General features: G+C 65.0%; 2 protein-coding genes. Both read left to right on the top strand.

Going from position 1 to position 1,313, the window contains the following annotated elements; translation table 11 throughout:
- Positions 1-361 (top strand): peptidylprolyl isomerase (locus DBR23_RS02785; protein WP_199227617.1); only part of this gene is annotated, 361 nt, incomplete at its 5' end.
- Between the two features lie 55 nt (positions 362-416).
- Complete coding sequence (rsmA, locus tag DBR23_RS02780) at positions 417-1,196, top strand: 16S rRNA (adenine(1518)-N(6)/adenine(1519)-N(6))-dimethyltransferase RsmA (RefSeq protein WP_108497243.1); 780 nt, start codon at positions 417-419, stop codon at positions 1,194-1,196.
- The last annotated feature ends 117 nt before the right edge of the window (positions 1,197-1,313 follow it).

Below are 1,313 nucleotides of genomic sequence, written 5' to 3'. Positions count from 1 at the left end.
CCGCCGCCGCGTGCTGGCGGGGCAGGCCGACTTTGCAGCCCTGGCGCGCGAGCATTCGCAGGACGGCAGTTCCAAGGAGGGCGGCGACCTCGGCTGGGCCAACCCAGGCCGGTATGTCCCCGAGTTCGAGCAAGCGCTGGACGCCCTCAAGCCCGGTGACATCAGCGAACCCCTGGTTTCGCGTTTTGGCGTGCACCTGATCCAGCTGCTCGAACGCCGCGAGGCCAAGCTCACCCAGCGCGAGCAGCGCGAAATGGCCCGCAGCACGGTGCGCGAGAAGAAGCTCGACGAGGCCTATGCCACCTGGGCGCAGGAGTTGCGCGGGCGCGCGTATGTCGAGTACCGCGAGCCACCCCAGTGAGTGCAGCGCACACGAGCTCCAAGCACTCTCAGACACGACAACAGGTAAGGCCGCGTTGAAACACATTCCCCGCAAGCGCTTCGGACAGCATTTCCTGTCCGACCAGGGCATCATCGACGGCATCGTGCAGGCCATTGCGCCGATGCCCGGTCAACCCATGGTCGAGATCGGGCCCGGTCTGGCCGCGCTGACACAGCCCCTGGTGGAACGTCTGGGGCGCCTCACGGTCATCGAACTGGACCGCGACCTGGCGCTGCGCCTGCGCCTGCATGGCCAGCTCGACGTGATCGAGTCGGACGTGCTCAAGGTGGACTTCACCGCACTGGCGCAGACCCTGCGTGACAAGGCAGGACAGCCCGGTTTGCGGTTGCGCGTGGTGGGCAACCTGCCCTACAACATCTCCACACCTATCCTGTTCCATCTGCTGGACCATGTGCAGGTCATCGAAGACCAGCACTTCATGCTGCAAAAGGAAGTGATCGACCGCATGGTGGCCAGCCCCGCCACGGGCGATTACGGACGCCTGTCGGTGATGCTGCAATGGCGCTACGCCATGGAAAACGTGCTGTTCGTGCCGCCCGAGAGCTTCGACCCGCCGCCCCGCGTGGACAGCGCCGTCGTGCGCATGGTGCCCCATGCCGAACCCGCGCCGTTGTCTGTGCCGTTGTTGGAGGAACTGGTCCAGGTCGCTTTCAGCCAGCGCCGCAAGCTGTTGCGCCACACGCTGGGCCGCTGGCTCGAAGCCCGCCAGTTTGCTGGTGAATTCGACACCCAGCGCCGCGCTGAGGAAGTGCCCGTGGCCGAATACGTGGCGCTGGCGCAGAAATGCTCTTGAATTGATAGCTGGCTGCGCTTGCTGAATAGGCGCTGGCGGTCTATGGGGCAAAAAAATGGGGTGCAGTGCACCCGTATCATCCGCATCAATGGCAGGAAAAGAGGCCTGCCTCGGGTG

This window comes from Acidovorax sp. HMWF018 (genome assembly GCF_003061035.1).
Taxonomy (GTDB): Bacteria; Pseudomonadota; Gammaproteobacteria; order Burkholderiales; family Burkholderiaceae_C; genus Acidovorax; species Acidovorax delafieldii.
Note: the sequence above shows the minus strand (reverse complement) of the source record. Positions and strands in the feature narration are given on the sequence as shown.